A 21,207-nucleotide genomic window follows, 5' to 3' on the forward strand; every position below is an offset into this window, starting at 1 on the left:
GCGCAGGACGCGCAGGTGCCGTTGCTACAGAAAGACAGGGATGCCCCTGACAGCCGCGCCGGGTGGCGCGGCCAGCGCGCTTACTTCGCGCTTTCCTTGTTGATTGCCGAGATCAGATCCTTGCCGATGCGCGCTTCCATGGCCTTCTGCACGGGCGCCAGCGCCTTGCGCCACTCGGCCTGTTCCTGCACCGTCAGGGTATAGATCTGCGTCTTGCCCGCTTTCTTGATGGCCTCGAGGGCCTGGTCGTTGTCGCGCTGGGCGATGGCTTTTTCAAACGTGGTCGCCTCGCGCATGGCTTTTTCCAGCTGGCCGCGTATATCGGGCGGCAAGCCATCCCAGAATTTCTTGTTGACGATGACGGCATAGCCCAGGTAGCCATGGTTCGACACGGTCACGTGCTTTTGCACTTCATGCATCTTTTGCGTGTACATATTCGATGGCGGATTTTCCGTGCCGTCGACCACGCCCGTCTGCAGCGCCTGATACACTTCCGAGAAGGCCAGCACTTGCGGATTGGCGCCCAGCGCGCGCATTTGCGCGTCAAGTACCTTCGACGACTGGATGCGCATTTTCAGGCCCTTGAAGTCGGCCGGCATGTGCAGCGGCTTGTTGGCCGACATCACCTTGAAGCCGTTGTCCCAGTAAGCCAGGCCCGTGATACCCTTGGGTTCCAGTTTTTTCAGCAGGCTCTTGCCGATTTCGCCTTCGGTGACGTTGTACAGCGCCGTCTTGGTGGGGAAGATGTAGGGCAGGTCGAACGCTTCGAATTCCTTCACGCCCAGCGGGCCGAACTTGGCCAGCGACGGCGCCAGCATCTGCACGGCGCCCAGCTGCAACGCTTCGAGTTCTTCCTTGTCCTTGTACAGCTGGCTGTTCGGGTACAGTTCGATCTTGACCTTGCCGTTCGTGGCTTTTTCGGCCAGCTGCTTGAAGCGCTCGGCGGCCTGGCCTTTCGGCGTGTCGGTCGCCACGACGTGGCTGAACTTGATAACGATGGGGGCTTGCGCGTAAGCGTGGACGCCGGCGGTGGCGCCAATGGCCGCGCACAGCGCGACGAACATGGTTTTCATCTGCATTTTTGTCTCCTGAGTGGTTTTTTAAAAAACTTTATTATTTGTCTACTTGAATATTGTGCCAAAGAAACTGCTTCGGCTATTGTGGTTAACCACAATAGCCGGTTCCCGATAAGCCGCTACCCTGCCAGCCATGCCGACTCCCCCCACCCTTGCGCGCCGCTTCAAGCTATCGAGCCCGATGCGCTGGCTGCTGCCCGTCATCCTGCTGCTGCTGTTCCTGTCCATCCTGTTCTGGCTGCCCTGGCAGGCGCGCCAGATGGAGAGCAACGAGCGCCAGGAGCAGCTGATCGCCGATACGCTGTGGGTGGAGCAGACCATCCGCTTCCAGCTGGCGCGCAACGAGGAAAGTCTGTTCAACCTGGGCGTGGACATCGCCAGCGGCTCGCTGGGCGCGGAAAAAGTGCACGAACGGCTGCAGCAGATGTTGCGCAATGGCCGCGAATTGCAGCGCGTGCTGTGGCTCGACACCAGCGGCAAGGTGCTGGCCACCAGCGACAACAGCCTGCCGCACGCGCTGTCGTTTTCTCCGGCCTCGCTGACGGCGGCCGACAATGCGCGCCGTTTGCACCGGGGCCAGTATGCCCAACCTTCGCAGCAGACGGGCTTTCCCGACGCGCCGCCGGGCGCCATGCTGATGGATTACCACCAGCCCCTGTTCGATGGCCAGCGCTATGTGGGCAGCCTGGTGGCCACCTACCAGATCAGCAGCCTGCTCGATGAAATGGTGCCGTGGTGGTTTGCGCAGGATAACCAGATTTCGCTGATCGACCGCGACGACAAGGTGCTGGCGCGGCGCGCCGCCGCCGGCCCCGGCCACGGCGTGTACACGCACAAGCGCGCGCTCGACGTGCCCGGCGCCAGCATCACCCTGTTTACCGACAGCGTGAAAAGCCAGCCCAAGCTGCTGCCCAATCTGCTGGTCGGCTCCGTCATCGCCCTGTCGCTGGGTTTGCTGTGGAGCTTGCTTGCCCTGTGGCGGCATATTTCGCGCCGCCTGGTGGCCGAAGGCGCGCTGCGCCAGCAGATGCTGTTTCGCACGGCGATGGAAAACTCGCTGGTGACGGGCATGCGCGCGCGCGACCTGGAAGGCAGGGTCACGTATGTGAATCCCGCGTTTTGCCAGATCGTCGGCTATCCGCCCGAGGAAATCCTCGGACGCCTGCCGCCCATGCCCTACTGGGTGCCCGAAGCGCTGGAGGAATACCAGCAGCGCTTCGTCAAGGCCCTGGCCGGCAATCCCACGCCGCAGTTCGAAACCTATTTCCAGCGCCCGGACGGCACGCGCGTGCCCGTGCTGATATTCGAGGCGCCCTTGGTGGACAAGAACGGCCAGCAGACGGGCTGGATGGGGTCCGTGCTCGACATCTCGGACCGCAAGCGGGTCGAGGAACTCAATCGCCAGCAGCAGGAAAAGCTGCAAACGAGCTCGCGCCTGGCCACCATGGGCGAGCTGGCGTCGATGCTGGCGCACGAATTGAACCAGCCGCTGGCGGCCATTTCCAGCTACACGACGGGCGCCTTGAATTTGATCCGCCGCGCCATCGACCATGACGCCCCCGTCGATCCGGGCACCTTGAAGCCGGCGCTGGAACAGGCCAGCGCGCAGGCGCAGCGGGCCGGCCAGATCATCCGCAGCGTGCACGATTTCGTGCGCAAGAGCGAGCCGCAGCGCCAGGATATCGCCATCCGCACCCTGATCGACGGCATCCGCGCGCTGATCGACCTGCAGGCGCGCAAATACTATGTCACCATCCAGGAAGAGCTGCCGCCGGACCTGCCGCTGCTGCGCGCCGACCCCGTGATGATCGAACAAGTGCTGCTGAACCTGACGCGCAACGCCATCGAGGCCATGCAGGATGCGGCGCCGGGACGGCGTATCATGCGCCTGCGGGCCAACCACGACGCGCAGCAGGGCATGGTGACGGTTGACGTGATCGACCATGGCCATGGCATTCCCCAGGACGTGGCCGAGCGGCTGTTTTCGCCGTTTTTCTCGACCAAGTCCGAAGGCATGGGCATGGGCCTGAACATCTGCCGCACCGCCATCGAATTTCACGGCGGCGCGCTGACCTTCGGCGCCAACCCCGCCGGAGGAACGATCTTTACCTTCAGCGTGCCGGCCGCGCCAAGCACGCCGCACTAACGAATAACTAATAACGCATAACGACAAGCCGGAGACCCCATGCTACACATCATCGACGACGAAGAGGTCGTACGCGACTCCCTGTCCTGGCTGGCCGCCTCGCGCAGCATCGAGGCGCGCAGCTACGCCAGTGCCCAGCAATTTCTCGATAGCCTGGACGGCAACTTCGACGCCGCCGGCGACTGCGTGCTGCTCGACGTGCGCATGCCCGACATGAACGGCATCGCCATGTTCGACCAGCTGGTCAAGCGCGACCTGACGGCGCGCCTGCCCGTGATCTTCCTCACCGGCCACGGCGACGTGCCGATGGCCGTCGACAGCCTGAAACGGGGCGCATTCGATTTCTTTGAAAAGCCGTTCAACGACAACGACCTGATGGACCGCGTGCAGCAAGGCCTGGCCAACTCGCGCCAGGCCGGCGAACTGGCCGCCGTGCACGCGCGCCTGGCCACCTTGTCGACACGCGAACGCGAAGTGCTGGACCTGATTTTGGCGGGCAAGATGAACAAGGTGGTGGCCGACAAGCTGGGCATCAGCATGCGCACCGTGGAAGTCCACCGCGCGCATATCTTCGACAAGATGCAGGTCAAGACGGCGGTGGAGCTGGCTGGGTTGTTGAAGTAATAGACGCTGATGTTGGATTACGCGGCGCTGGCGCGCCGCTAATCCAACCTACACCACTTGCAAAGCAGGCCGGCGTAGGTCGGCTTAGCGCTCCGCGCGTAAGCCGACACCACCACTCAAGACGAAGGTAAAGCGGGCGCGGTTGTTGGCGACAACGGAAACGGGGCTTACCGCGTCAGCATGACCGTCGAGACCTTGCCATCCGCCACCGTCACTTCGGAGGTCAGCGTACCGCCCTGCTTGCTTTCGACGGGCGTGAAGGCGCCCGGATAGAACACCGACCACGTCACGTTGGTGGTGACGTAATAGGTGCCATCGGGGACTTCCGTGAATTCGAACCGGCCGTCGCTGTCGGCCATGGTCGTGCGGTCATAGTCGCGGATCTTCGGGCTGACGGTGCCGACCACCTGACGCTTGTACAGCGAGGCAGGCAGCATGGCCAGCTTGCGGGCATACTCCGTCTTCGGACGCAAAGTGACCTTCTCGCCACCGGCCTTCTTGAATTCGCCGCCCTTGGTCTTCATGAAGGCCTGGCCCTTGACACCGCCAGTACCGGTTTTTTGCAAGGCGTCATATTCCGCCTGCTGGAATTCCGGCATGACAACGGGTGGACGCGGCGTCGAGCATCCCATCAGCACTGCGGCCAGCACGCTCAAAGACAGTAATTTCAACATTTTCCCCTTGAATATTATTTCTATAAAAAAATATTATATGCAATTGGAAAGTTAAAAACCAGGCAATCGTCTCATGCGCGAAGCGGGCCTCCGGCTGGCGCGGCACATCAGGCGTAGGTCGGCTTAGCGCAACGCGCGTAAACCGACACCACCACCATCACTCATCGTGATGTTCATGATGTTCGGCCGCCCCATGCTTCCAGTAACTGGCCACATGCAGATGCTGCTTCGGCACCCCTGCTTCGATAAAATGTCCGCGCAAGCCCTGCACCTGCGCATGCTCGCACGCCACCCACACATAGCCGTCGCCATCCTGCGGCAAGGCGACCTGCGCCAGCGCTTCCAGCAGCAGCGGTCCCTTGCGGCCGTTGCGCGCGACCCAGCGCACGTCCAGCTGCGCCGCGCAATCGAGCGCGATCTGCTCGCCGTCTTCGACGATCTCGATCACGGCAATGGCCCGTGCCGTGGCCGGCAGTTGCTCCAGGCGGCGGGCGATGGCCGGCAAGGCCGTCTGGTCGCCCACCAGCACATACCAGTCGAAGTCGAGCGGCACCAGCATCGAGCCGCGCGGACCGCCCACGCCCAGGGTCTGGCCCGGCTGCGCTTGCGCCGCCCAGCTGGCCGCGGGGCCGTCGCCATGCAGCACGAAGTCGATTTCCAGCTCGCGCCGCGCGGCGTCGTAGCGGCGCGGCGTGTAGTTGCGGGCGATCGGGCGCGCGCCTTCCGCATACTGGATGGGATTCGGTCCATTGCCCAGCACGGGGAACACGGGAGTAGTCTGCCCCGGGGCGGGGAAGAACAGTTTCACATGGTCGTCGTGCGCCGGCGAGACAAAGCCATCGAGGTCGCCTCCCGCCAAGGTGATGCGGCGCATGTGCGGCGTCAGCTGCTCGGTGCGCACGACGGTGAGCACGCGCAGTTTCAAGTCGTGCCGCACGCGCTCGATGGCGTGCGGGCGTGGCGCTGTAGTTGATACAGTAGTCATTGGGTATCCTTGTAAAGTGGGCTCAGTGGCCGTCGACGATGGCGTTCGCCGCCTGTTCCAGCACGGCGGAGACGCGCTCGGCTTCCGCGTCGCTCCAATTGGTCTTGTTCAGCAGCAGCGCATGCTTCAAGGTGTGCATGGCCTGGTGCACGCGCTCGGGCAAGGCCTTGCGCGCCTGGACGCGGGCAAACATGTCGAGGCGGGCCAGGATGCCGTCGACCTGGGCGCGGTTCTCGTCGAGATATGCGCGGCCGAGGTCCGTGATCGTGTAGAGCTTCTTGCCGCTGGCGCTTTCGGACGACGTCACGTGGTCCTGCTCTTCCAGCAGGGTCAAGGTGGGGTAGACGGCGCCCGGGCTGGGGGCGTACGCGCCGCCGCAACGCTCTTCGATGGCCTTGATGATTTCATAGCCGTGGCGGGGGCTGATTTCGATCAGCGCCAGCACGATCAGCGGCAGGTCGCCGCGGCCGAAGACGCGCTCGGCCCGCTCGCCGCGTCCACCGCGCCCGCCAGGACCACCGCCCATGCCATCACCGCGCTCGTCGAAGCCGCGCGGGCCGCGGCCATGCATGTAGTATTCGTGGCGATGCTCGCCATGATGGTGGTGGTGATGCTGGCCGCAATGGCCGTGATGATGATGACCGCCGTGGCCGTGTTCTGTATGGTGTGAGTTTCTCATGTTTTCTCTTTAAAGATATATCGTTAGTAGGTATCGCTATTTTATAACGATATATCGATAAGTCAAGGAGAAATTTGTTATGCTCGTCTTTCCCCACTCCACACGCCGATGCCATGTCCGAAAAAACCGTTGCTGAAAAAATGTATGTGAAAAATGCCACGGCCCTGGGCGTGCTCAATGACGGCGGCGAGCATGAGGCATTGCTGGCGCAGTTGCCGGCCGAGCGGGTGGTACGGGAAGGTGAAAATGCCGACTGGATCCTGCTGTTCGCGCGCAGCCGCGCGGAACTGGAGCAATTCCTGCCAGCGGCGCAAGCGCGCCTGGCGCCAGGAGGCGCCCTCTGGGTGGCGTACCGCAAGGGCGGCGTGAAGGCGGGCAGCGACATCCACCGCGACGATATTCGCCTGTATGCGCAGGAATCAGGGCTCGACAGCGTGGCGATGGTCGCCATCGACGCTGCCTGGTCGGCGCTGCGCCTGAAGCAGGTTTAAGACGGTCTAGGCGATGCCGTGCAGCGCCAGCGCCCATTCCACATGTTCGCGCACGATGGCCGACGGGTGCTCGCGGCGCGACAGCAGGGCCGCGACGATGGCGGCCTGGCCCTTGGCCTTGGCGGCCGCATTGCCCATGCCGACGGCCAGGTTGCGCAGCCAGCGCTCGTGGCCGATGCGGCGGATCGCGCTGCCTTCCATGCGGCGGTTGAATTCCTCTTCCGTCCAGGCGAACAGCTCCACCATGCCGGCGCTGCCCAGGCTGTGGCGCTCGTCGAAGTCCGGCACGACGGCGCGCTGGGCGAACTTGTTCCACGGGCAGACGGTCTGGCAATCGTCGCAGCCATACACCTTGTTGCCGATCAAGGGGCGCATTTCGACGGGAATGGCGCCTTTCAATTCGATGGTCAAGTAGGAGATGCAGCGGCGCGCGTCGAGCTGGTACGGCCCCAGGATGGCTTGTGTCGGGCACACCGTGATGCATGCCGAGCACTGGCCGCAGCGCGGCGTTTCCGGCGGGTCGACGGGCAGCGGCACGTCGATGAGGATCTCGCCGAGGAAAAAGAAGGAGCCGCCCTGGCGGTTGATCAGCAAGGTGTGCTTGCCGCGCCAGCCCAATCCCCCTTTTTGCGCCAGCTCGACTTCCATCACGGGCGCCGAATCGCTGAAGACGCGGTAGCCGAAGTCGCCGATCTCGCCCTTGATGCGGTCGGCCAGCTGCTGCAGGCGCGAACGCATCACCTTGTGATAATCGCGGCCGCGCGCGTACACGGAGATCACGGCCGCTTCAGGGTCGGCGTCGCGCGCCGCCTCGCGTTCGCGCCAGTCCGGTCCCAGCGCCGGCGGCAGATAATTCATGCGGGCGCTGATGGCGCGCACCGTGCCCGGCACCAGTTCGGCCGGGCGCGCGCGCTTCATGCCGTGGCTGGCCATGTAATCCATTTCGCCGTGATACCCTGCAGCTAGCCAGGCTTGCAAGGGCGCTTCCATGTGCGACAGGTCGACGTCGGCGATGCGCACCTCGGCAAAACCCAGCTCGCGCCCCCATTCCTTGATGGTGCGCGCCAGGACGGCGAGATCGGTGACGGTGGCGGACATAAGGGACTTTACGGAAAACGGCAGGCGCGCGGGCGGTTACAATGACAGCAGCCTCCATTTTATGCGATACCGAAGATAATGACCGAACACTTCAAAGCCCACCTCCACGACGAAGCCGGCACCGCCGCGCTGGGCGCCGCGCTGGCGCGCGCGCTGGCGCCGGGCCTGGCGATCTACCTGCACGGCGACCTCGGTGCCGGCAAGACGGCCCTCACGCGCGCCCTGCTGCACGCGGCCGGCCATGCGGGCCACGTGAAAAGCCCCACCTACACCTTGTCCGAACCGTACACGGTGCAGCTCGATGGCCAGCGCGTCAACGTCATCCACTTCGACCTGTACCGCATGGGCAGCGCCGAGGAATTCCTCGATGCAGGCTTTCGCGAAGACTTCGACGGCCGCAATATCTGCATCGTCGAATGGCCGGAGAAAGCCGAACCGGTACTGCCGCCGGCCGACCTGAATATTTATTTGAACGTTGCGGGTACAGGACGTGATGTAGAATTGCAAGCGTCTTCTGAATTGGGTCTGTCATGCCTTCACCGTCTCAAATTCGCCCCGAACCTTTGATCTCCTCGCCCATCACCCGGCGCACGGTCCTCAAGGCCGGCGGCACCCTGCTGTTGTCCGTGTTCGCGCCCATGTCGGCGATGGCGGCGCAAATTCTCGCCGTGCGCGTCTGGCCGGCCGAGGACTACACGCGTGTCACCCTGGAAAACGACAGCATCCTCAAGGCGACCCACTTCATCGTCAAGGATCCGGAACGGCTGGTGGTCGACATCGAGGGGCTGGAACTCAATCCCACCTTGAAGGGCCTGGTGGCGAAGATCCAGTCGAACGACCCGTACATCAAGCAGGTGCGCGTGGGCCAGAACCGGCCCAACGTCGTGCGCCTGGTGTTCGACCTGAAAGAGGAAGTCACGCCGCAGCTGTTTACCCTGCCGCCGGCCGGCTCCTATAACCACCGCTTGATCTTCGACCTGTATCCCGTGCGCGAACCGGACCTGATCGCGCAGATGATCGAAAAGGGCGACTGGTCGAGCGACCCGGCCAAGCCACCGATGGCCGACACGCACACACCGCCGCCCGCGCTGCCTCTGCCCGAGAGCGGCAAGCCGCCCGTGGCCGCCGTCGCGCCAGTTACACCGGTCGTGCCGCCCGTAGCCGACGTACGCCCGGAACAGCGCCCCGAAGCGCGCCCCCTGCCTGGCCAGAAAGTGGTGCGCATGATTACCATCGCCCTCGATCCCGGCCACGGCGGCGAAGACCCGGGCGCCATGGGCAGCCGGGGCAGCCGCGAAAAAGACGTGGTACTGGCCATCGCCAAGCGCCTCAAGACCAAGCTGGAACTGCAGCCGAACATGCGCGTCATGCTCACACGCGACGCCGACTTCTTTGTCCCCCTGGGCATGCGCGTGGAAAAAGCGCGCAAGGTGCAGGCCGACCTGTTCGTCTCGATCCACGCCGACGCCTTCATCCAGCCGACGGCGCGCGGCTCGTCAGTGTTCGTGCTGTCCGAAAAGGGCGCCACCTCGACGGCCGCGCGCTGGCTGGCCAACAAGGAAAACCAGGCCGATCTGATCGGCGGCGTGAACGTGAAGAACCACGACAAACAGCTGGCCAGCGTGCTGCTCGACCTGTCGACGACGGCGCAGATCAATGACAGCATGAAGCTGGGCAAGGCCGTGCTGCGCGAAATCGGCGGCATCAACCGCCTGCACAAGGGTTCCGTCGAGCAGGCCGGCTTCGCCGTGCTCAAAGCGCCGGACATCCCTTCCATCCTGATCGAGACGGCCTTCATTTCGAATCCGGAAGAGGAAGCCAAGCTGACCGACAACGGCTACCAGGACCAGATGGCCGACGCCATCGTCACGGGCATCAAGAATTATTTTGCGAAGAATCCGCCGCTGGCGAAAAGCCGCTTGACCTGACATGAAAGCCTAGCATGAGCGAGAGTATCTTTGGCGAGCTGCCGGCCGTGACCATCCGCGCGGCCGATGGTGCGCAGGCGACCGTCACCCTGTACGGCGGCCACCTGGTCTCGTGGCAGACCAGCGATGGCCAGGAGCGCCTGTTCTGCAGCCGCGATTCCGCCCTCGACGGCAGCCGCGCCATCCGCGGCGGCGTACCCGTGATCTTCCCGCAGTTCGGCGCGCGCGGCACGGGCATGCGCCACGGCTTTGCGCGCGTGGCGACGTGGCAGCTGGAATCGAGCGGCGACAGCGGTGGTGCCGCGTGGGCGCAGTTTGTCCTGACCCAGGCCGACTTGCCCGAAGCGATCGCCGCCAGCTGGCCCTGGGCCTTCACCCTGCGCCTGCGCGTGGCCGTCAAGGCGCAGGCGCTGGAACTGGACCTGTCCGTGCACAACACGGGCGAGCAGGCGTTTCCGTTTTCGGCCGCCCTGCATACGTATTTTTCGATTGATGATTTGAGCGAAGCGCGCATCAAAGGCTTGCAGCGCGTGCGCTATTCGGACGAGACGCCGCAAGATGCCCTGCAAGCGGAAGAAGTGCTGCAATTTTCGGACAAGCTCGACCGCATCTACTACCAGCTGCCGGGCGCCTTGAGCCTGCAGTCTGGCCGCCATACCCTGCGCCTGGAGCAGCAGGGCTTTACGGACGCCGTCGTGTGGAACCCGGGCGCGCAAGACGCGGCCGCCCTGCCCGACCTGGCCGACGACGAGCAGCCGCGCTTCATCTGCATCGAACCTGCCCTGATCCAGCCCGATACGCTGGCAGCCGGCGCCGAATGGACCGGGCACCAGCGCCTTGAGTTTATTTAATTCGATTCCTTGATGATGCGTCCATTGGTCGGCTGAACCGGGCGCGCATTCAAGGGATACAGGCGACTGAACAGCGCCATCTGCGCCGGCGATGCCTGCACCGGCTGCTTCATCACCATCCACAGCACGCCTTCGCTGCAAGGCGGCTCCGTCATCGATCCCATATACGTGTAGTAGTCGCGCCGCGCCGGCAGCATTTCGGCCGGGTCGAGCAGGATGGTCGGCTGCATGGTCTCGAATTTTTCCAGCGGCAGGTTGTTCCACACGGTCTGGATGGTCGCTTGCGGCGCACCGCGTTCGAGCAGCAGCGCCAGCACGGCTTGCCGGCCTTCCGCGTCGCGGTGCACGAGGTGCACCACCATCTCGAAGGCCTTGCCATTGATACGCTCTTCGGACGGGCGGTGGAAATGGAATTGCTGCAGCTCGAACATGCGGTTCTGCACCGTGATGTAATTGCCGCCGCTCACGCCCACCTGCACCGTGTGGCCATTGTCGACCACGTTGAACGACGACGGGCGGTAGTCAAAGCTGATCTGCTCGAGCTCCACCTTCATGCCGTCGCGGATATCGATCGGCGACTGGCGGCTGCCATTGCCGCACTTGCCCCAGTCGACATTGATCTTGCTCCAGTTGGCCGGACCGCTGTCGCCCTCGTACGACCAGTGCGTGCCGCGCGGCACGGGTAGCGGTGGCGGCGGCGCGGCCTTCACCACGGCGGCGCGCTTGGCGCGGGCGGCGGCGCGGGCCGCCTGGGTGGCGCGCATTTCCGCCAGGCGCGCGGCGATGCGTTCGGACAGGTCGACTTCGGCCGCTTCCTCCTTTTCGCGCGCCGTGGGCGCGACGACGACAGGCGCCTTGGCCTCCTTGCCCTTCACCGATTCGGTCAGGGTTTTCATGGCGGCCGCGCGCGCCGAGGCCGACATGGGCGCGGATGCGGTGGCGCTCGCCGGGGCGGGGGCATCTTTGGCGCTTGCCATGGCCGTCATCACGGCAAGGCTGCAAGCTAACAGGGCGCTCAAATGTCGCATGGAAATCCAGAAAGTGAGAATACCTTCTGGTTTACGGCTATAAAGCAACAAAACTTGAATCAGGGCAGGAGCAAAACAGAAGTACCGAAGAGAAAACGGGATCCAGGGCCAGCTGCGGACGGCGCCGCAGCATGCTTGCCCTGGATCTTTGCAGCAATTACGCCGACTTGCCGACCATGCGCTTGTAGAGTTTCCACATGCCGCCCAGTACCACCGGCACGACGGCGGCGCCGACACCGATCAGCACGATCAAGGTCAGATGGTCGCGGATCCACGGGATATTGCCGAAGAAGTAGCCCGCCGTGACCAGACCGACCACCCACAACAGGGCGCCCGTGATGTTGTACATCTGGAAGCGCACATGCGTCATGTCGGAAATGCCGGCCACGAACGGGGCGAAGGTACGCACCACCGGCACGAAACGGGCCAGGATGATGGTCTTGCCACCGTGCTTTTCAAAGAATTCATGCGTGCGGCGCATGGCGTCCTTGTTGATCCAGCGGTAATCGTGGGTAAACACCCTCTGCCCGATGGCCTCGCCTATCCAGTAATTGAGCGTATTGCCCGTGATGGCCGCCGTGACGAGCAGGAAGATCAGCAAGCCCAGGTGCATCTGTCCCGTCGCGCAAAACGCGCCGGCGATAAACAGCAAGGTATCTCCAGGGAAGAAAAACAGCACCACGAGGCCTGTCTCGCAAAAAATAATGGCAAACAGCACCGCATACACGAGGGTGCCGTACTGCTCGATCAAGATACCCAACGTCTTGTCGACATGCACGATCATGTCGAGGAATTGCACAAAATCCATATATTTTTCCCTAAAGGTAGCGGCGGAATCATACACCACCCGGCCCGCGCAACGGCAGTCCCCGGGCCGATATTTCTGGATTAATTATGCGGCGCCCTTGCGCGTGTGGCAATTTAAGTAAAGGTTAAGGAAACGCCATATCGGCAGGCAACTCTCAGGATTACGGTATGCAATGTTTTTACGACGAAATATTGCCATTCCGGTATACACTTTCTGCACGGCGCAACCCGCGCCGACCAGGAGAAAACATGTATCGACACCCACTGAGCGGCCTGACCATGGCCACCGTACTGGGCCTTGCACAGCTGGCCGCCCACGCCGCCCCCGTCCAGATCAAGGCGCCCGCCGAACTGCCCGCCAAGGCGACCTTGGCCGACGTGATCAAGGCCTCGAAACCGTCCGACTGGCGTCCACTGGATCCGGACAACACCCTGTACCTGGACATTCCCGCCGGCCGCGTGGTGATCGAACTGGCGCCCGACTTTGCGCCCAAGCACGTGGCCAATATCAAGGCCCTGGTGGCGGAACAGTATTACGACGGCCTGGCCATCACGCGCGCGCAGGACAACTGGGTGGCGCAGTGGGGCGATCCGAACGAGAAGAATCCCAAGCCGATCCAGCATGCCCAGCGCACCCTGCCCGGCGAATTCACGGTACCGCTGAAAAATATCAAGAGCTTCACGCGCCTGCCGGACGCCGACGGCTATGCGCCGCAAGTGGGCCATTCGAACGGTTTCCCATCGGCGCGCGATCCGAAAACCGGCACGGCCTGGCTCACGCATTGCTATGCCACCGTGGGCGTGGGCCGCGACAGCGCCAGCGACAGCGGCGGCGGCACGGAGCTGTACGCCGTCATCGGCCAGTCCCCGCGCCACCTGGACCGCGACATCACCGTCGTCGGCAGGGTCGTCTCCGGCATGCCATTGCTGTCCACCCTGCCGCGCGGCACGGGGCCCATGGGCTTTTATGACAGCCCCGAGAAAAACGTGCCGATCAAGGCCATCCGCCTGGCCGCCAGCGTGCCGCCCGAGCAGCGCAGCAAGCTGGAAGTGATGCGCACCGACAGCGCCGCCTACCAGGCCGTACTGGAAGCCCAGCGCCACCGCGGCGGCCCGTGGAGCAAGGTCACGGCCGGCCACGTCGACGTGTGCAATGCGCCGATACCGGTGCGGGAGGTGGGGAAGTAGGCCAACTTTTAGCCCAAGAGCAAGGGCTGGGGTCAGACCCGACGGGTCTGACCCCGGTATAATTGGCGCATGAACGCTCCCATTACGCCCCACCGCCCGATCCAGGCCTTGCCTGACCAGTTGATTTCGCAAATCGCCGCCGGCGAGGTGGTCGAGCGGCCATCGGCCGTCGTCAAGGAACTGCTGGAAAACGCACTCGACTCGGGCGCCACGCAGATCACGGTGCGGCTGGAAGAAGGGGGCGTGAAACGCATCGCCATTACCGACAACGGCAGCGGCATCGACAAGGATCAGCTGCCGCTGGCCCTGGCGCGCCACGCCACGTCGAAGATCGCCTCGCTGCACGACCTGGAAAACGTGGGCACCCTGGGCTTTCGCGGCGAGGCGCTGGCCTCGATCGCCTCGGTGGCCGCCGTCACCGTGACATCGCGCACGGTGGACGCGGCGCATGCGTGGGAAATCGTCGGCTCGCACAATGGCAGCGTCTCGCCGTCATCGGGAGCGCACGGCACCACGGTCGACGTGCAGGACCTGTATTTCAACACGCCCGCGCGGCGAAAATTCCTCAAATCGGAACAGACGGAATACGGCCATTGCGCCGAAGTCGTGCGCCGCATCGCGCTGGCGCGCCCGGACGTATCATTCTCGCTGTCGCACAATGGCCGCACCATCGACCAGTGGAACATCAGCGAACTGGCCAAGCGCAGCGCGCACATCCTCGGCAACGACTTCGCCGAAGCGCGTTTGGCACTGGACGAGTCGGCCGGCAGCCTGCGCATACACGGCTTTGCCGGCTTGCCGACGGCATCGAAGGCGCGCGCCGATGGCCAGTTCTTTTATGTGAACGGGCGCTTCGTGCGCGACAAGCTGCTGGTGCACGCCGTGCGCATGGCCTACCAGGACGTGCTGCACGGCGACCGTTTTCCATCGTACGTGCTGGCGCTCGACCTCGATCCGGCCCTGGTCGACGTCAACGTGCACCCGTCGAAGATCGAAGTGCGCTTCCGCGACAGCCGTTCCGTGCACCAGTTCGTCTTCCACGCCGTGCAGCGCGCGCTGGCGCAGACGTCGGCCACGGCCTTTGGCAGCGTACCGGCGCCTTTGCCGGCCGCTTCCACCCTGAGCGGCGATACCGCCAGCGCGGGCTTGGGCGGACCCGGCATCTGGCGCCGCGAGCAGACGCAGACCTCGTTCGGCGCGCAATTCACGAACACCTTCGCGCCCGCCTCGCCCGGCGCGGCACGTCCCTTCTTTGCCGACGCGCCGGGCGTGGCCCAGGACACGGCGGCCTATGGCGCCCTGTTCGGCGGCGGCGGTGCTGCATCCTCGCCGATCACGCAGGTGGAGCCGTACATCGCCTCGCCCGAAGCGATGGCGCGCGAAGAGTATCCGCTGGGCTTTGCCCTGGCCCAGCTGCATGGCATCTACATCCTGGCGCAAAACACCAAGGGCCTAGTGCTGGTCGACATGCACGCGGCGCACGAGCGCATCCTGTACGAGCAGCTGAAAAACGCGCTGCAGGCGCAAGTGTCCGGTCAGGACATGCAGGTGCAATCCTTGCTGATCCCCGTCACGTTCTACGCGGACGCCATCGAAGTGTCGACGGCGAATGAAAACCAGGACACATTGAAAGCGCTGGGCTTCGACATCGCCGCCCTGTCGCCCACCACGCTGGCCGTGCGCAGCGTGCCGACCCTGCTCAAGAACGCGGACGCGCAAACCCTGGCGCGCGACGTGCTGCGCGACGTGCGCGAATACGGCGGCTCGCGCGTGCTGATCGAGCGCCAGAACGAATTGCTGGGCACCCTGGCCTGCCACACGGCCGTGCGCGCCAACCGGATCTTGTCGGTGCAGGAAATGAACGCCCTGCTGCGCCAGATGGAGAGCACGGAACGCGCCGACCAGTGCAACCATGGCCGGCCCACGTGGGTGCAGGTCGAGATCAACGCGCTAGATAAACTGTTCCTGCGCGGCCAATAAAATTCCGGGGTCAGACCCGCCGGGTCTGACCCCAGCCTTTGCCTTGGGGCCCCCATCGCAAGCACATCAAAAAAGCATCATGACAAATACCCATACCCTCCCCCTGGCCGTCGCCATCATGGGCCCCACGGCCAGCGGCAAGACGGCCAGTGCGCTGGCCATCGCGCAAGCGATTCCGTCCGAGATCATCTCCGTCGATTCCGCCCTCGTCTACCGGGGCATGGATATCGGCACGGCCAAGCCGTCGAAGGAAGAACTGGCCGCCGTACCGCATCATCTGATCGACATCATCGACCCGCTCGACGCCTATTCCGTGGCGCAGTTCCGCAACGACACCCTGCGCCTGGTGGCGGAGATCTCGGCGCGCGGCAAGCTGCCGCTGCTCGTCGGCGGCACCATGTTGTACTTCAAGGGCCTGGCCGATGGCCTCGACGACTTGCCCGGCGCCGATCCCGTGCTGCGCGCCCAGCTGGAAGAAGACGCGGCCGCCATCGGCTGGCCCGCCATGCATGCGCGCCTGGCCGAGCAGGATCCCGTCACGGCAGCGCGCCTGGCGCCGCAGGACGCGCAGCGCATCGGCCGCGCGCTGGAAATCATCGCCCTGTCCGGCCAGCCCATGTCGGCCCTGCTGGACCGCCGCGAAAAGACCGTGCTGCCGTTTCAATTGCAATCGTTCGCGCTCGAGCCGTCGGACCGCGCCGTGCTGCATGCGCGCATCGCCGCGCGCTTCGACCTGATGCTGAAAAACGACGCCCTGCTCGATGAAGTGGATGGGTTGCGCCGGCGCGGCGACCTGCACCCGGGCCTGCCCTCGATGCGCTGCGTGGGCTACCGCCAGGCCTGGGACTACCTCGATGGCCGCATCGACCGCGCCGCCCTGCGCGAGACGGGCATCATCGCCACGCGCCAGCTGGCCAAGCGCCAGCTGACCTGGTTACGGGCTATGCCGGAACGCATCGTTATCGACTGCCTGGGCCCTGATCCGGCCTCGTCCATGCTGGCGCAGATCCAGCCGTTGATGAAATAATCATGAACGCTGTAGCACACAAAAAATCCACAGATTTTTCATGGCCGGCATTGACAAGGAAATGGGAAGACTGGATAATGCTCGGCTGTTGGGTGATATAGCTCAGTTGGTTAGAGCACAGCATTCATAATGCTGGGGTCGGTGGTTCAAGTCCACCTATCACCACCAAAGAACATCGATCAGGTTTCCCCTGGTCAAAACGAGCATCCGGTCTGACCGGTCTGTTTGGTGATATAGCTCAGTTGGTTAGAGCACAGCATTCATAATGCTGGGGTCGGTGGTTCAAGTCCACCTATCACCACCAAGAATTTGCAATATGAAGAACCCGCCCCTGCCCCGTGCAGCGGCGGGTTTTTTCATTTCCGGCAGCACCACGCATGCGGCCTGCGCGCAACACCAGCCCCATCCACATGCAATCGGGGATTGTGACAAGTCGCCTCTGCCGCTTACAATGAGAATAATTCTCATTTATATTATTCATCCCCCATGTCCGCCATCCAGCCCAGCCTGCAACAGCAAGTGCACACGCTCTACAGCGAGCATCACGGCTGGCTGGTGGGCTGGCTGCGCAAGAAACTCAGCTGCCCGCATGGCGCGGCCGACGTGGCGCAAGACACTTTTTTACGCATCATCGCCTCGCGCGACGCCCTGTTCGGCATGCGCGAGCCGCGCGCCTATCTGTCGACGACGGCCAAGCGCTTGCTGCTCGACCGCGCGCGCCGGCAAGTACTCGAACGCAGCTACCTGGCGGAACTGGTCCTGCTGGCCGACAGCCTGCCCGGTGCGCCCTCGCCGGACGAGATCCTGATGGCCGTACAGGCGCTCGGGCAGATCGCCACAGCGCTGGACGGAATATCCGCCAAGGCGCGCGAGGCCTTTTTGCTGCACTACCTGGAAGAACAGCCGCAGGCCGCCGTCGCCGCGCAGCTGAACGTCTCCACGCGCATGGTGCAAAAATACCTGGTGCAAGCCTTGCTGGCCTGCCGCCACGCCTGCCCGGCCATGGCGGCATGAGCGGCACGCGCACCGATATCGCCGCCGAGCAGGCCGCCCGCTGGATCGTGCAGCTGAGCGCCGACGACACGGCCGAGCGCGACATGGCGCGGGCCGGCTTCGCCGCGTGGAAGGCGGCCGATCCGCTGCACGCGACAGTGGCCGCCGGCATGGAAAACCTGCTGCGCCAATTGCATGCCGTGCGCGAGCCGGCCGGCGGCGACCATCGCCCCGCGCGCGCCGCCCTGGCCGCCATCGCGCCCAAGCGCCAGCGTCTGCGCCAGCTGGCCGCCGCCAGCGCCGTGGCCGTGCTGGTGCTGACCGGCGCGCTGGTCCTCGGCGAGCGCCCCGCCTACCTGCTGGCCGACCTGCGCAGCCCCACGGGACAATGGCAGACGCACACCCTGGCCGATGGCAGCCGCCTGACCCTGGCCGGCGGCAGCGCCGTCAACGTACGCTTCAATGCGGGCGAACGGCATGTAGAACTGGTGCTTGGCGACATCCTCGTCGATGTGGCCAAGGATGCGCAGCGCCCCTTCATCGTCGACAGCAAGCAGGCGGCGATCCGCGCGCTGGGCACGCGTTTTGCCGTGCGCAGGGAAGACGATGCCACCATCCTGAGCATGCTCGAATCGACAGTATCGGCGCAGGTGCCGCAGCATCGGGCCGTCTTGGTGCAGGCGGGCCAGCGCACGCGCATCACCGACGATGGCGTCGGGCCACTGACCAGCATCGATGCGGCCAGCGTGCAGCAAGCGTGGCGCGCGCACCAGCTGGTGGTCGACGACTTGCCGCTGGCCGACGTGCTCGACGAGCTGGCCCGCCACCGTCACGGCCAGCTGCATTACGACCGCGCGCAGATCGCCGGCATCCGCGTGGCGGCCGTACTGCCGCTGGACGACACGGACAAGGCGCTGCAGCTGCTGATCGACAATTTCCCCCAGCTGCGCATCCGCATGCTGACGCGCTACCTGGTGATGGTGGACGCCCCCGCCAAAAAGTAAATATTTTTTGCGTTCGCGGTTCCACTTTGCGCATCTCGTGCGTCAAGGCAGCTGAGATCAATCAAAAAAGGCTGTCACCATGTCCGCTCGTATCCTTACCGTTTCCTCGCCGCGCGCGCTGCGCACGCGGCTCCATCCCCTGGCCCTGGCCGCCCTGCTGCTCGCTGGCGCCGGCATGCACGTCCAGGCAGCCGCCCAGGCGCAGGCCAGCCTTGCCACCGCCAGCTACGCCATCCCCGCCGGTCCGCTGGCCGCCGCCCTGAACCGCTATGCGCAGCAGGCGGGCGTATCCATCGTCATCGACGCAGCCAAGGTACAGGGACTGCAGACGGCCGGCCTGCAGGGCAGCTACGCCATCGACGACGGCTTTGCCGTGCTGCTGCGCGGCAGCGGCTACGCCATCGGCAAGACGGCGACCGGCTATGTGCTGGTGGCCGCGCCGGCATCCGCGCCCACGGCAGCGGCAAGCGCCGCCTCGGCGGCCGAGCGCACCATGCCGTCGATTACCATCGTCGGCCAGGCCGAGCAAGGCGCCACCACGGAAGGCAGCGGCTCCTACACGGCGCGCAAGATCACCCTCGGCAAGGGCGAGCAGTCGATGAAGGACATGCCGCAATCGGTCAGCGTGCTGACGCGCCAGCGCCTGGACGACCAGGGCATCACGGACTTGCGCGAAGCCGTCAACAACGTCACCGGCGTGGTCGGCGTGCATGGCGTGGGCGCGGGCGTGGTGATCACCTCGCGCGGCTTCCAGATCGACCAGTGGCAGTACGACGGCGTGCCGATCGACCGCAACACCTATGCGCTGGGTAACTGGGGCCAGGAAAACATGGTCATCTACGACCGCCTGGAAGTGCTGCGCGGCGCATCGAGCCTGCTCGAAGGCACGGGCAGCCCGGGCGGCTCCGTCAACCTGGTGCGCAAGCGCCCGCTGGCCACGCGCCAGGTCGCACTCACGGGCCGCGCCGGTTCGTGGGACCACTACGGCGCCCAGCTCGACGTCAGCACGCCGCTGAATGCGCAAGGCACTTTGCGTGGGCGCGCCATCATTGATGAAGACGACAGCCATTCCTTCATCGACCAGGTGTGGAGCAAGAACCACACCGTGTATGCGGCGCTCGACTACGACCTCGGCCCCGCCACCACCGTGGGCCTGGCCGTGAGCAACGTCAACGGGCGCGGCCGCCCGATGTTCATCGGCCTGGCGCGCTACGCCGACGGCAGCGAACTGGGATTGCCCCGCTCGACCTATACGGGCGCCGACTGGAACCGCAGCAAGGTGGAACAAACCACCGTCAACCTGGACCTCGAGCACCACTTCAACAGCCGGTGGACCTTCAAGACGGCCGCGCTGGGCGTCAATGAACGCACCAATTCGACCCACCAGCGCATGGCCGGCACCATCAAGGCCGATGGCAGCGGTTCCATGTACGGCGACTTCTCCACCGATTTCAAGAACCAGAAGCGCGGCATCGACGCCTTCGTGCGCGGCAAATTCGATGGCCTGGGCATCGCGCAGGAAGTCGTCATGGGCGCCAGCTATGTGAAGTTCCACTCCGACGACCGCTATGCGCGCGCCTGGACGCAAGGCGCGCAGATCTTCAATATCAACCACCACCGTCCATGGCAGGACTTCGACACCATCGCCGCGCGCGGCGTGAGCTCCAGCAGCACCTACGACATGCGCCAGAAAGGCCTGTACGGCACCTGGAACGGCCAGCTGACCAGCAACCTGAAAGCGCTGCTGGGCGGGCGTTTCAGCTGGTATGACTTCGAGTATGCGCCCAAGGGCGGCACGGCGGACAGCACCAGGGTCACGGCCAAGTTCACGCCATCGGCGGCCCTGATGTATGCGCTGACGCCGCAATGGTCCACTTACGCCAGCTATGCGGGCGTGTTCCAGCCGCAGACGAACCGCAACGCGGCGGGCCAGGTCCTGAAACCGGTCACGGGCGACAGCTATGAAGCTGGCGTCAAGGGCGAGCTGCTGGACGGCAAAGTCAACACCTCGCTGGCCGTCTTCCGCTACGAGCACAAGGACCGCGCCGTCAACGACTACGCCGCCGGTTTCGCCTGCGACGGCTGGTACTGCTCGCGCGCCTCGGGCAAGGTGCGCAGCCAGGGCCTGGAAGCGGAAGTGTCCGGCGAAGTGGCGCGCGGCCTGCAGCTGTCGGCCGGCTATGCCTACACGACGACGACCTACCTCGACGACCCGGACAACAAGGGCGAGGTCTTCTCGACGTGGACGCCGAAGCACATGCTGCGCCTGTGGTCCGGCTATACCCTGCCAGGCGAGTGGAACAAGTTCAGCGTCGGCGCCGGCGTGAACATGCAAAGCCACACGCTGGACTTCGGCCGCTCGTTCGACGTGGCCGGCTTCTCGCTGTGGAACGCGCGCCTGGCCTGGCAAGCCACGCCGCAGCTGTCGCTGGCCGTCAACGTCAACAACCTGTTCGACAAGCGCTACGTGATCCCGTCGTATAACGACACGGGCGGCAATAACCACTTCGGCGACCCGCGCAACGTGCAGCTGACCCTGAAGTACACGCCGAAGTGGTAGGCTGACGCGCTGCGCTGACGGCACAGGCGGGCCGGCATTCAGCCGTGCCCGCCTTTTTTTCCGCTTTT

At 64.5% G+C, this 21,207-nt stretch carries 19 protein-coding genes and 2 tRNA genes; 14 read left to right on the top strand and 7 right to left on the bottom strand.

What is annotated here, in order from left to right; all coding sequences use genetic code 11:
* Positions 1–80: 80 nt before the first annotated feature.
* On the bottom strand, positions 81–1,073 hold the full coding sequence (locus tag AC54AG_RS03280; RefSeq protein ID WP_496629713.1) for a TRAP transporter substrate-binding protein: 993 nt from the start codon (positions 1,071–1,073) through the stop codon (positions 81–83).
* Between the two features lie 136 nt (positions 1,074–1,209).
* Between AC54AG_RS03280 and AC54AG_RS03285 the strand changes: the two genes are divergently transcribed.
* Positions 1,210–3,222 carry a sensor histidine kinase gene (locus AC54AG_RS03285; RefSeq protein ID WP_331777049.1) on the top strand — a complete coding sequence of 671 codons (2,013 nt, stop codon included), beginning with the start codon at positions 1,210–1,212 and terminating at the stop codon, positions 3,220–3,222.
* Between the two features lie 39 nt (positions 3,223–3,261).
* The gene (locus AC54AG_RS03290) at positions 3,262–3,846 is read left to right on the top strand and encodes a response regulator transcription factor (RefSeq protein ID WP_070301256.1); all 585 of its coding nucleotides are present in this window, start codon (positions 3,262–3,264) and stop codon (positions 3,844–3,846) included.
* Positions 3,847–4,013: 167 nt separating this feature from the next.
* Here the strand turns inward: AC54AG_RS03290 and AC54AG_RS03295 are convergent, their stop codons facing one another.
* From AC54AG_RS03295 to AC54AG_RS03305, 3 genes are all read right to left on the bottom strand, one after another.
* On the bottom strand, positions 4,014–4,517 hold the full coding sequence (locus tag AC54AG_RS03295) for a carboxypeptidase-like regulatory domain-containing protein (RefSeq protein ID WP_175560524.1): 504 nt from the start codon (positions 4,515–4,517) through the stop codon (positions 4,014–4,016).
* A 160-nt stretch (positions 4,518–4,677) separates the two neighbouring features.
* Entirely contained in the window at positions 4,678–5,505 is an 828-nt protein-coding gene (locus tag AC54AG_RS03300) for a siderophore-interacting protein (RefSeq protein ID WP_496629480.1), read from the bottom strand.
* A gap of 22 nt (positions 5,506–5,527) precedes the next feature.
* On the bottom strand, positions 5,528–6,184 hold the full coding sequence (locus AC54AG_RS03305; RefSeq protein WP_496629481.1) for a PadR family transcriptional regulator: 657 nt from the start codon (positions 6,182–6,184) through the stop codon (positions 5,528–5,530).
* A gap of 113 nt (positions 6,185–6,297) precedes the next feature.
* Between AC54AG_RS03305 and AC54AG_RS03310 the strand changes: the two genes are divergently transcribed.
* The gene (locus AC54AG_RS03310) at positions 6,298–6,675 is read left to right on the top strand and encodes a DUF3052 family protein (RefSeq protein ID WP_496629482.1); all 378 of its coding nucleotides are present in this window, start codon (positions 6,298–6,300) and stop codon (positions 6,673–6,675) included.
* A 6-nt stretch (positions 6,676–6,681) separates the two neighbouring features.
* On the opposite strand, the gene queG is transcribed toward AC54AG_RS03310, so the two are convergent.
* Positions 6,682–7,773 carry a tRNA epoxyqueuosine(34) reductase QueG gene (gene queG, locus AC54AG_RS03315; protein WP_496629483.1) on the bottom strand — a complete coding sequence of 364 codons (1,092 nt, stop codon included), beginning with the start codon at positions 7,771–7,773 and terminating at the stop codon, positions 6,682–6,684.
* A gap of 78 nt (positions 7,774–7,851) precedes the next feature.
* Here queG and tsaE point away from each other — a divergent pair, with 78 nt between their 5' ends.
* Genes tsaE through AC54AG_RS03330 form a run of 3 tightly spaced genes read left to right on the top strand, consistent with a single transcriptional unit; the run spans position 7,852 to position 10,552 of the window.
* Entirely contained in the window at positions 7,852–8,340 is a 489-nt protein-coding gene (tsaE, locus tag AC54AG_RS03320; RefSeq protein ID WP_034746843.1) for a tRNA (adenosine(37)-N6)-threonylcarbamoyltransferase complex ATPase subunit type 1 TsaE, read from the top strand.
* Positions 8,304–9,701: an N-acetylmuramoyl-L-alanine amidase gene (locus AC54AG_RS03325; RefSeq protein ID WP_496629484.1), complete on the top strand. Its 1,398-nt coding sequence runs from the start codon at positions 8,304–8,306 to the stop codon at positions 9,699–9,701. The genes tsaE and AC54AG_RS03325 overlap by 37 nt, the downstream gene beginning before the upstream one ends.
* Positions 9,702–9,715: 14 nt before the next feature.
* Positions 9,716–10,552 carry a D-hexose-6-phosphate mutarotase gene (locus tag AC54AG_RS03330; protein ID WP_496629485.1) on the top strand — a complete coding sequence of 279 codons (837 nt, stop codon included), beginning with the start codon at positions 9,716–9,718 and terminating at the stop codon, positions 10,550–10,552.
* Here the strand turns inward: AC54AG_RS03330 and AC54AG_RS03335 are convergent.
* Entirely contained in the window at positions 10,549–11,580 is a 1,032-nt protein-coding gene (locus AC54AG_RS03335) for a carbonic anhydrase (protein ID WP_496629486.1), read from the bottom strand. The genes AC54AG_RS03330 and AC54AG_RS03335 overlap by 4 nt on opposite strands.
* Positions 11,581–11,737: 157 nt before the next feature.
* Positions 11,738–12,388: a VTT domain-containing protein gene (locus tag AC54AG_RS03340; RefSeq protein WP_034746831.1), complete on the bottom strand. Its 651-nt coding sequence runs from the start codon at positions 12,386–12,388 to the stop codon at positions 11,738–11,740.
* A gap of 248 nt (positions 12,389–12,636) precedes the next feature.
* Between AC54AG_RS03340 and AC54AG_RS03345 the strand changes: the two genes are divergently transcribed.
* The 8 genes from AC54AG_RS03345 (at position 12,637) to AC54AG_RS03380 (ending at position 21,139) form a co-directional block, all read left to right on the top strand.
* Positions 12,637–13,575 carry a peptidylprolyl isomerase gene (locus tag AC54AG_RS03345; protein ID WP_496629487.1) on the top strand — a complete coding sequence of 313 codons (939 nt, stop codon included), beginning with the start codon at positions 12,637–12,639 and terminating at the stop codon, positions 13,573–13,575.
* A gap of 69 nt (positions 13,576–13,644) precedes the next feature.
* On the top strand, positions 13,645–15,555 hold the full coding sequence (mutL, locus tag AC54AG_RS03350; protein ID WP_496629488.1) for a DNA mismatch repair endonuclease MutL: 1,911 nt from the start codon (positions 13,645–13,647) through the stop codon (positions 15,553–15,555).
* A gap of 79 nt (positions 15,556–15,634) precedes the next feature.
* Complete coding sequence (miaA, locus tag AC54AG_RS03355) at positions 15,635–16,582, top strand: tRNA (adenosine(37)-N6)-dimethylallyltransferase MiaA (protein ID WP_496629489.1); 948 nt, start codon at positions 15,635–15,637, stop codon at positions 16,580–16,582.
* Between the two features lie 91 nt (positions 16,583–16,673).
* A tRNA-Met gene (locus tag AC54AG_RS03360) sits at positions 16,674–16,750 on the top strand.
* A 59-nt stretch (positions 16,751–16,809) separates the two neighbouring features.
* A tRNA-Met gene (locus AC54AG_RS03365) sits at positions 16,810–16,886 on the top strand.
* Between the two features lie 182 nt (positions 16,887–17,068).
* Complete coding sequence (locus AC54AG_RS03370) at positions 17,069–17,596, top strand: sigma-70 family RNA polymerase sigma factor (protein ID WP_070301244.1); 528 nt, start codon at positions 17,069–17,071, stop codon at positions 17,594–17,596.
* Positions 17,593–18,579 carry a FecR family protein gene (locus AC54AG_RS03375; protein WP_496629490.1) on the top strand — a complete coding sequence of 329 codons (987 nt, stop codon included), beginning with the start codon at positions 17,593–17,595 and terminating at the stop codon, positions 18,577–18,579. The genes AC54AG_RS03370 and AC54AG_RS03375 overlap by 4 nt, the downstream gene beginning before the upstream one ends.
* A gap of 79 nt (positions 18,580–18,658) precedes the next feature.
* Positions 18,659–21,139, top strand: a complete 2,481-nt coding sequence (locus AC54AG_RS03380; protein ID WP_496629491.1) for a TonB-dependent siderophore receptor — start codon at positions 18,659–18,661, stop codon at positions 21,137–21,139.
* The last annotated feature ends 68 nt before the right edge of the window (positions 21,140–21,207 follow it).

This window comes from Janthinobacterium sp. BCJ23 (assembly GCF_059617945.1).

Bases quoted from the DNA above. Each gene is read 5' to 3' on its own strand.
- AC54AG_RS03310 (WP_496629482.1), top strand. From the start codon at position 6,298: ATGTCCGAAAAAACCGTTGCTGAAAAAATGTATGTGAAAAATGCCACG.
- tsaE (WP_034746843.1), top strand. From the start codon at position 7,852: ATGACCGAACACTTCAAAGCCCACCTCCACGACGAAGCCGGCACCGCC.
- AC54AG_RS03285 (WP_331777049.1), top strand. From the start codon at position 1,210: ATGCCGACTCCCCCCACCCTTGCGCGCCGCTTCAAGCTATCGAGCCCG.
- mutL (WP_496629488.1), top strand. From the start codon at position 13,645: ATGAACGCTCCCATTACGCCCCACCGCCCGATCCAGGCCTTGCCTGAC.
- AC54AG_RS03325 (WP_496629484.1), top strand. From the start codon at position 8,304: ATGCCTTCACCGTCTCAAATTCGCCCCGAACCTTTGATCTCCTCGCCC.
- AC54AG_RS03340 (WP_034746831.1), bottom strand. From the start codon at position 12,388: ATGGATTTTGTGCAATTCCTCGACATGATCGTGCATGTCGACAAGACG.
- AC54AG_RS03330 (WP_496629485.1), top strand. From the start codon at position 9,716: ATGAGCGAGAGTATCTTTGGCGAGCTGCCGGCCGTGACCATCCGCGCG.
- AC54AG_RS03305 (WP_496629481.1), bottom strand. From the start codon at position 6,184: ATGAGAAACTCACACCATACAGAACACGGCCACGGCGGTCATCATCAT.
- AC54AG_RS03300 (WP_496629480.1), bottom strand. From the start codon at position 5,505: ATGACTACTGTATCAACTACAGCGCCACGCCCGCACGCCATCGAGCGC.
- AC54AG_RS03345 (WP_496629487.1), top strand. From the start codon at position 12,637: ATGTATCGACACCCACTGAGCGGCCTGACCATGGCCACCGTACTGGGC.
- AC54AG_RS03380 (WP_496629491.1), top strand. From the start codon at position 18,659: ATGTCCGCTCGTATCCTTACCGTTTCCTCGCCGCGCGCGCTGCGCACG.
- queG (WP_496629483.1), bottom strand. From the start codon at position 7,773: ATGTCCGCCACCGTCACCGATCTCGCCGTCCTGGCGCGCACCATCAAG.
- AC54AG_RS03290 (WP_070301256.1), top strand. From the start codon at position 3,262: ATGCTACACATCATCGACGACGAAGAGGTCGTACGCGACTCCCTGTCC.
- miaA (WP_496629489.1), top strand. From the start codon at position 15,635: ATGACAAATACCCATACCCTCCCCCTGGCCGTCGCCATCATGGGCCCC.
- AC54AG_RS03280 (WP_496629713.1), bottom strand. From the start codon at position 1,073: ATGAAAACCATGTTCGTCGCGCTGTGCGCGGCCATTGGCGCCACCGCC.
- AC54AG_RS03370 (WP_070301244.1), top strand. From the start codon at position 17,069: ATGTCCGCCATCCAGCCCAGCCTGCAACAGCAAGTGCACACGCTCTAC.
- AC54AG_RS03375 (WP_496629490.1), top strand. From the start codon at position 17,593: ATGAGCGGCACGCGCACCGATATCGCCGCCGAGCAGGCCGCCCGCTGG.
- AC54AG_RS03335 (WP_496629486.1), bottom strand. From the start codon at position 11,580: ATGCGACATTTGAGCGCCCTGTTAGCTTGCAGCCTTGCCGTGATGACG.